Genomic DNA, 8,290 nt, shown 5'->3' with positions numbered 1-8,290 from the left:
CGGGGGTGCAGCGGCTCCTCGCGGACGATGATCCGCAGGCCGGGGATGTTCTCGGTCCAGGCCGACAGGTCGAGCAGGCCGGTCAGTTCGGCGACCTGCACGCCCTTCGCGATCTTACCGTCCTGGCTGACCAAGGAACGAATCAAACGCCAGCCCGTCCTCGGCGGCCTGATCAACGAATACCAACGAGCCACCTAAAACCCCAGGTCACCGCCGGTAGCCGAGTCCTGACACCCCACAGGTGCTGACTCACCGGGGGCGGCCCGCCCTCTTTTCGGGCTACTGGGCACGCTACACGCGCTCTTCCACCATCGGTAGTCCTAGGGTGGTAGACCCTAGGTTCGTAGTGGTGGGCCGGCTGATCACGATCTCCGAGGTGCAGGAGCTGCTGCGCCCGTCGTCGCCGGACGGGCACCTCTCACGCCGCCGCGCGGACCAGATCACGCGCAAGGCCGGCTTCCCGGAGCCCGCGCAGCGAACTCCGGCCGGCAGGTTCTGGGACGAGGACGACGTCCATGCATGGATCATGGTAAATCGTCCGTCGGATGACACCGACCCTGACGCCGGATGACCGGCGCAAAACGCCGATCCTATCGACGCGACTGGTCAAATCCGATAGGAACTGATAGTTGCCTTTGGGGAACTGAAAGTCGGGGGACCGATTGACGCAGGACACGACGCGATCGACAGCGCTGGAGCTCTTCCCCATCGCGGCCGAGCCGCTGACGCTCAGCGAGCTGGGGCAGTACCTCGCGACCGCCGCGGATCTTCTCCGTGGCTCAATCGACCAGGCGGACTTCAAGGCATACATCTTCCCGCTGATGTTCTTCAAGCGCATCAGCGACGTGTACGAGGAGGAGTACCGCCAGGCGCTGGCGGAGTCCGACGGCGACCACGAGTTCGCCCGCTTTGCCGAGAACCACCGGTTCGCCATCCCCGCCGGGCACCTATGGGCAGACGTCCGAGACCGGGACCGGAACGTGGGTCAGGCGCTGGTCACGGCCTTCCGAGAGATCGAACAGGCTAACCCAGAGACGCTGTACGGCATCTTCGGCAGCGCGTCCTGGACCAACCAGGAGAAGCTGCCCGACCGGAAGCTGAAAGAACTGATCGAACACTTCTCGACCAGGCAGCTCTCGAACGTCAAAGTCGCACCGGACGTCTTCGGGCAGGCCTACGAGTACCTGATCAAACGCTTCGCCGACCAGTCGAACAAAAAGGCCGGTGAATACTACACACCGCGTCCCGTCGTCCGGCTGCTGGTGAACATCCTCGATCCACGCGAGGGCGAGACCGTCTACGATCCCGCTTGCGGCACCGGCGGCATGCTAATCGAGGTCATCGAGCATGTGAAGGCAGCTGGTGGGGAGCCGAAGACGCTGTGGGGGAAGCTGTACGGCCAGGAGAAAGTGCTGGCGACCTCCGGCATCGCCCGGATGAACCTGCTGCTGCACGGCATCGAGGACTTCCGCGTCGTCCGGGGCGACACCCTGCGTGACCCTGCGTTCTTCACCGGACCGCGGCTGTCCCAGTTCGACTGCGTGATCGCCAACCCACCGTTCTCTCTGAAGAAGTGGGGCGATGAGAAGTGGGCGGCGGACCCGTGGGGCCGCGACCGGCTCGGTGGCGTCCCGCCGACCGGGTACGCCGACTGGGCGTGGGTCCAGCACATGCTGACGGCCGCCGCGCCCGGTTCCGGTCGGGTCGCCGTAGTCCTCCCACAAGGGGCCCTGTTCCGTCAGGGCGCCGAGGGCCGCATCCGGAGGTTCGTACTCGATGCCGACCTGGTCGAGGTCGTGTTGGGGCTCGCTCCCAACTTGTTCTACAGCACCGGCCTAGCAGCCTGTGTGCTGATCCTGCGCCGGACGAAGCCCGAGGCCACCCGGGGCAAGGTGCTCTTTGTCAACGGGGAGAGTCTCTTCAAGAGGGGGCGCAACCAGAACAGTCTGGAGCCCGAGCACGCCGAGAAACTCCTGAAGATCTGCGAGGCGTTTGCGGACGATCCCGGCCTCGCGCACGTCGCGACTCGCGAGGAGATTGCCGGGAACGGTTACAACCTCAACGTCCCGCTCTATGTGGGCGCGGTCGACACGGGCGAGCGGCCGACGCTCCGCCAGGCACTCGCGGAACTGGAAGCCGCCCAGGCAGCGGCGGCCGAGACCCGGGCTGCGTTGGAGGCGGAGCTCGCGAAATGGGGATTCCTCCCCGGTGACTCGGTGACACAGGACGACGGAGCGAGCCAGTGACGCGGGATGGGCGGATCACGCAGCGGGAGTTGGAGTCCTACCTGTGGGGCGTCGCGGTACTGCTGCGCGGGCTCATCGACGCCGGGGACTACAAGCAATTCATCTTCCCGCTCGTCTTCCTCAAGCGGCTCTCGGACGTCTACGACGAGGAGCACGCGGCCGGGCTGCTGGAGTACGGGGACGAGACGCTCGCCGACCTGCCGGAGAACCACCGCTTCGCGATCCCGGACGGGGCGCATTGGGCCGACATCCGCCAACAGACCAGCAATGTCGGAGCGGCGATCCTGCGGGCGATGCGGGCGATCGAGTCGGCCAACCCGGACACCCTGCCCGGCGTCTTCGGCGACGGAGACTGGGGGAACAAGAACCTCCTCCCGGACGAGACCCTCTGTGATCTTGTGGAGCATTTCTCGACCAGGACGCTGTCGGTCGCCAACCTCCCCGAGGACGAACTCGGCAACGGCTACGAGTACCTCATCAAGAAGTTCGCTGACGACTCTGGTCATACAGCGCAGGAGTTCTACACCAACCGCACCCTCGTCCACCTGATGACGCAGATGCTGCGGCCACGGCCGGGCGAGTCGATCTACGATCCGACCTGCGGCACCGGCGGCATGCTGATCTCAACGGTCGCCGAGCTGCGCCGGCAGGGGCTCGAGTGGCGCAACGTGGGCCTGTTCGGCCAGGAACTCAATCACGGCACCTGGGCCATCGCCCGGATGAACCTCTTCCTGCACGGCATCTCCGATGGTCACATTGCCCACGGTGACACCCTCGCCCGGCCGGCCTTCCTCGATACCCGCGGCGGTCTGCGCGCCTTCGACGTGGTCCTCGCCAATCCGCCATACTCGATCAAAGCCTGGAATCGGGACCTCTTCGCCAGGGACCCGTACGGCCGCAACACCTGGGGCGTCCCGCCCCAGGGCCGCGCGGACTATGCCTTCTTCCAGCACATCGCGTTCAGTCTCGATCCGGTGACCGGACGCGCGGCGATCCTGTTCCCGCACGGTGTGCTGTTCCGCCACGAAGAGACAGCTCTGCGTGAGGCGCTAGTGAAGTCGGACCTCGTCGAGTGCGTGCTCGGACTCGGTGCCGGCCTGTTCTACAACTCGCCGATGGAGGCCGTTGTCGTCACGTTGCGTGCCCAGAAGAAGGCGGCGCGGCGCGGCAAGATCCTGTTCATCAACGCCGTCCACGAATATGCTCGTGAGCAGGCCCAGTCGTTTCTGCGCGACTCCCACCAGCAGAAGATCCTTAGCGCCTACGAGGCGTTCGAGGATCAGCCCGGCTTCGCCGCCGTCGTTACGCTCAGCCAGATCGCAAATAAAAGACATAGCCTCGCGATTCCGCTTTACGTCACTAGCGCGGATGGCGCTCTCGATGATCGACCGGATGTCAAGCATGCGCTCGCTTCCTGGCGCGCTGCAGCCGATAGATCCGAGCTCGCGGTCCGTGATGTGCTGGCGTTGCTCTCACTGGAGGCAGGCCGGTGACCCTCAGCCTTGACCGGAACATCTGGAAACGCGTCGTCCTCGGAGACGTGGCCCGACATATTACTGATCGGGTCATTCCCGAAACGAGCGGGCTGGAGCGCTTCTTGGCCGGCGAGCATATCCCGAGCGACAGCTTGCAGATCCGCGAGTGGGGCCTCATCGGCCGCGACCCGCTCGGCCCGATGTTCTACAAACGGTTCAAGCCGGGCCACGTGCTGTACGTCTCGCGGCGGGCCTACCTCCGCAAGACGGCAGTGCCCGAGTTCGAGGGCATCTGCAGCGAGAAGACCTTCGTCCTCGAGACCCGGGACCCTGGAACGCTCTCCCAGCGGTTCCTGCCGTTTGTGTTGAGCAGCGACCACTTCCACGGATACGCCGTTGCGATGTCGCGTGGCTCCGTCAACCCCTACATCAACTGGACGGATCTAGCGGCCTACGAATTCGACCTCCCACCCCTCGACGAGCAGGAGCGCCTTGCGAACCTCCTCTGGACCGTCGAGCATTCCAAACAGGCTACACGCAGAATGCGACTGTCCTCAAACGCCGTTCGACGACATTGGCTCGACGATAAGGTTCGGCGGCAACTCGGCATTACACAGGTTCCATTCAAACGGATCTGGTCACGCTCTCCAGAAAGTGGTCGATCTGTCGCTCCGGTCGATGAGCCGACGGGGCGTTTCGTGTTGTCGCTCGCAGCGCTTGGCTCAGATGGCTACAGATCTGGACACGTGAAGAACATACCCGATAGCGCCGAGTTTAGCTCAGTGACTCTTCGGCATGGCGACCTCCTAATTTCGCGAGCAAATACCGTCGACACTGTCGGCAGAGTTGGGATCTTCTCGGAAGATCGCGACGATGTCTCTTTTCCGGATACCATGATGCGGCTACATTTGATAGATGCGGTCTTGCCCGACTTCGCGGCCGCTGTACTTTGCAGCGGACACGGTCGCGATCATATGCGTCGTACCGCTGCCGGCAGCGCAACAAGCATGGTGAAGATTAATAGAAATTCACTTGGAAAGTTCTCGTTCCCCGTCACCCCCCTTGGAGAGCAGCGGGCTATAATAAGAGATCTTTCGCGCTTTGATAAAGCCGTGGCAGCATTGGACCGAGAGCTTGAAAGAATAATGCGACTCAACGCGGCGCTTCTCGATGAGTTGTTCGGGCGGCCAGCGTGAGCTTTAACGAGGCGAGTACCGTCCGGGACTTCGTACGGGATCTGGTGCAGTCGGGCGATGTTCAGTTCGTAGCGGGAAGTGAGCTGCCACGGCGGACGGACGACGTCCTGCTGGAGGGGCAGGTCAGGGAGGCACTGGTTCGGCTAAATCCGGAGATCGCGGCGGAACCACGCTTCGCGGACGAGGTTATCCACAGGCTGCGGGCGATCGTGATCTCAGCCCGTCACACGCCGAGCCCAGTCGTGGCGAACGAGGAGTTCGCATCCTGGCTGACCGGCCAGAAGTCGATGCCCTTCGGGCTTGGTGGCGCTCATACGACCGTCCAGCTGATCGACTTAGCCCATCCCGAGACCGAGTCCACGAACTACTGGATCGTCTCGACCGAGGTCACCTTCAGCCAGGGGCGGATTGGGCGCCGGTTTGACCTCGTCCTGTGGTGCAACGGGTTCCCGCTAGTGGTCGGCGAGGCGAAGTCCCCTGTACGGCCGGCAGAGACGTGGATCGACGCTGCGGCCCAGATCCACGACAACTACGAGAAGAACGTCCCGATGTTCTTCGTCCCGAATGTGCTGTCATTCGCGACCGAAGGCAAAGACTTCCGCTACAGCGCTCTGGGCATGTCGGTCGAGAAATGGGGGCCGTGGCGGGCGGACGAACGCGACGAGAACACGCCAGTCAAGACCGGCCTGGCGGCCGTCCGGGAGGCCGTCGGCGGCGTGCTTACGCCAGCGGCTGTGCTGGACTTCCTCCGGTTCTTCACAGTCTTTGCGACGGACAGCAAGCACCGCAAAATCAAGATTATCGCCCGTTACCAGCAATTCCAGGCCGCCAATTTGATCGTCGATCGGGCCCTGCTTGGCCAGGTCAAGCAGGGCCTGGTCTGGCACTTTCAGGGATCGGGCAAGTCCCTGCTGATGGTCTTCACCGCGCTGAAGCTGCGCGCCATGGCCGGGCTGACCAACCCGACCGTTCTCATCGTCGTGGACCGCCTAGACCTGGATACACAAATCACCGCGACCTTCCATGCCGCTGACGTGCCAGGGCTGGTGTCAACCGACAGCCGTCAGCATCTCCAGCAGTTGCTCGCCGCCGGAGCGCGGAAGGTCATCATCACAACGATCCACAAGTTCGGCGAGGCGCCCGGGGTACTTGACGCCCGCGACAACATCATCGTGATGGTCGACGAGGCGCACCGCAGCCAGGAGGGCGACTTCGGCCGCAAGATGCGTGACGCGCTGCCGAACGCTTTCCTGTTCGGTTTGACCGGCACACCCATCAACCGGCAGGACCGGAACACCTTCATCTGGTTCGGCTCGCCTCAGGACGAGGGCGGATATCTCTCCCGTTACTCGATGGACGATGCGATCCGGGACGGCGCCACCCTGCCACTACACTTCGAGCCTCGACTCAGCGAGATCCACATCGACGAGCAGGCGATCGACGCAGCGTTCGCGGAACTCGCCCGTGAGGGCGACCTTTCTGACACAGAAAAGACAACCCTGTCGAAAAAGGCCGCGTCGATCGAGGTACTGATCAAGGCACCCGGCCGGGTCCGGAAGATCGCGGCGGACATTGTTGAGCACTTCCGGACCAAGGTCGAGCCGCAGGGTTTCAAGGCCCAGGTTGTCGTCTACGACAAGCTGACCTGCGTCGCGTACAAGCACGAGCTCGACAAGTATCTCCCCGCCGACGCAAGCACGATCGTGATGAGCAAGGGCCCGGACGACGAGGCGGACTGGACGGACTGGACACCTGGCCGCGACGCGCTGGAGCGCGTCCTCGTCCGCTTCAACGACCCGTCCGACCCGCTGAAGATCCTCATCGTGACGGCAAAGCTGCTGACCGGGTTCGACGCACCGATCCTCTACGCGCAGTACCTGGACAAGCCTATGAAGGAGCACACGCTCCTGCAGGCCATTTGCCGGACGAACCGGACCTACCCGCCACACAAGACCCACGGCCTAGTCGTGGACTATCTCGGCGTCTTCGACAACGTCAGCAAGGCGTTCGCTTTCGACAAGAAACTCGTCGAGGAGATCATCTCGAATATTGAACAGCTCAGAGCGCAGCTTGAGCCGGCTCTGAACGCGGCGCTCGTCTTCTTCCCCGGCGTTGACCGCACCGTCGGCGGTTACGAGGGCCTCATCCAGGCACAAGCGGCGATCGCCGACGATTCAGCCAAAGACGCCTTCGGACTTGCCTACAGCGTCGTGTCGCAGCTCTGGGAAGCGCTGAGTCCGGACACGATGCTGTCACAGTTCCAACATGACTACCGATGGCTCACTGACGTCTACGAGTCCGTCCGGCCGTCCGACCTCACCGGCCGGCTCGTCTGGCACGCTCTCGGCGCGAAGACTCTCGACCTCATCAACGAGCACGTCGTGGTCGAGGTACCTCGCGCCGACCTGGAAACGATCGTCCTCGACGCCCAGCTCATCGAAGACCTGATGGTGGGCAAGAGAAGCGACGTCACGCCGGAAAAGATCGAGAAGCAGATCACCGCCCGGATCGCCCGGCACCTCACCAACCCGACGTTCATCGAGCTCGGCAAGCGGCTCAACCAGCTGCGGGAGAGATACTCCGGCGCCCAGCAGGCCAGTCTCGACTTCCTCCGCGCGCTCCTCGAGCTCGCCCGCGACACCGTGGCCGCGGAGAAGAAGATCGCCGAGACACCCCGGGAAGAGCAGGGCAAGGCGGCCCTAACCGAGCTGTTCGAGTCCCTGAAGACCGACGGCACCCCCGTCATCGTGGAGAACATCGTCAACCGCGTCGACGAGGTCGTCCGCGCCGTTCGTTTCCAGGGCTGGCAGGAGACCCACGGCGGAGACCGAGAGGTCCGCCGGGCACTCCGCCAGACCCTCTACAACCAGTTCCAGATCCGCGACAACGATGTCTTCGAGAAAGCCCTTGGCTACGTCCGCGAGTACTACTGAGGGACCCCCTGCGCAGGTCGACCGAGCTCCACGGCGCGGGCGATGGACTGCCCGCCAAGCCGGCCCCCGAGGGTTGCCATGCCGGTCGACAGGGTTGAGCCAGTATGTCCCAGCCCGGTCCAGCCGGTTGCCGGTCGTTGTGCAGAAGAGCGGCCACTCGCGGCTGCACCGACAGCGGGGCGACGAGCGACATCGAAGATCAAAGATGGCTGTCAGCAACTTCGCAAAGCGTGGGGTTACCGTGGGGTTTGCGATCTTCATGGTCTCCCCGAAAGGCTTAAAGATGGCCTTCTATCAGGGCTTTTAGTGGACCTAAGTATTCGTAATTAAATAACTTGGTTTTCTTGTTTGGATGTTGGCGATGTTCTGTGATCACGCCGGTAGGGTCGGGGTGTGTCAGTTGAGGGGGCTGGGAAGTTCGAGGCGATGGCCGCGCGCCT

General features: G+C 63.4%; 5 protein-coding genes. All 5 read left to right on the top strand.

Annotated features, from left to right (window positions below):
- Positions 1 to 376: 376 nt before the first annotated feature.
- The 5 genes from AC6EXY_RS32715 to AC6EXY_RS32695 all read left to right on the top strand — a co-directional run bounded on the left by AC6EXY_RS32715 (position 377) and on the right by AC6EXY_RS32695 (position 7,850).
- Positions 377 to 571 carry a transcriptional regulator gene (locus tag AC6EXY_RS32715; RefSeq protein WP_499842467.1) on the top strand — a complete coding sequence of 65 codons (195 nt, stop codon included), beginning with the start codon at positions 377 to 379 and terminating at the stop codon, positions 569 to 571.
- A gap of 91 nt (positions 572 to 662) precedes the next feature.
- On the top strand, positions 663 to 2,246 hold the full coding sequence (locus tag AC6EXY_RS32710; RefSeq protein WP_499818951.1) for a type I restriction-modification system subunit M: 1,584 nt from the start codon (positions 663 to 665) through the stop codon (positions 2,244 to 2,246).
- The gene (locus tag AC6EXY_RS32705) at positions 2,243 to 3,739 is read left to right on the top strand and encodes a type I restriction-modification system subunit M (protein WP_499842466.1); all 1,497 of its coding nucleotides are present in this window, start codon (positions 2,243 to 2,245) and stop codon (positions 3,737 to 3,739) included. The genes AC6EXY_RS32710 and AC6EXY_RS32705 overlap by 4 nt, the downstream gene beginning before the upstream one ends.
- Positions 3,736 to 4,917 (top strand): restriction endonuclease subunit S, encoded by a 1,182-nt coding sequence (locus AC6EXY_RS32700; RefSeq protein ID WP_499818953.1) that lies wholly within the window; start codon positions 3,736 to 3,738, stop codon positions 4,915 to 4,917. Before AC6EXY_RS32705 ends, AC6EXY_RS32700 begins: the two co-directional genes overlap by 4 nt.
- Positions 4,914 to 7,850: a type I restriction endonuclease subunit R gene (locus AC6EXY_RS32695; RefSeq protein WP_499818954.1), complete on the top strand. Its 2,937-nt coding sequence runs from the start codon at positions 4,914 to 4,916 to the stop codon at positions 7,848 to 7,850. Before AC6EXY_RS32700 ends, AC6EXY_RS32695 begins: the two co-directional genes overlap by 4 nt.
- The last annotated feature ends 440 nt before the right edge of the window (positions 7,851 to 8,290 follow it).

This window comes from Frankia sp. RB5 (assembly GCF_059816245.1).
This window is presented reverse-complemented; position numbering and strand designations above follow the sequence as displayed.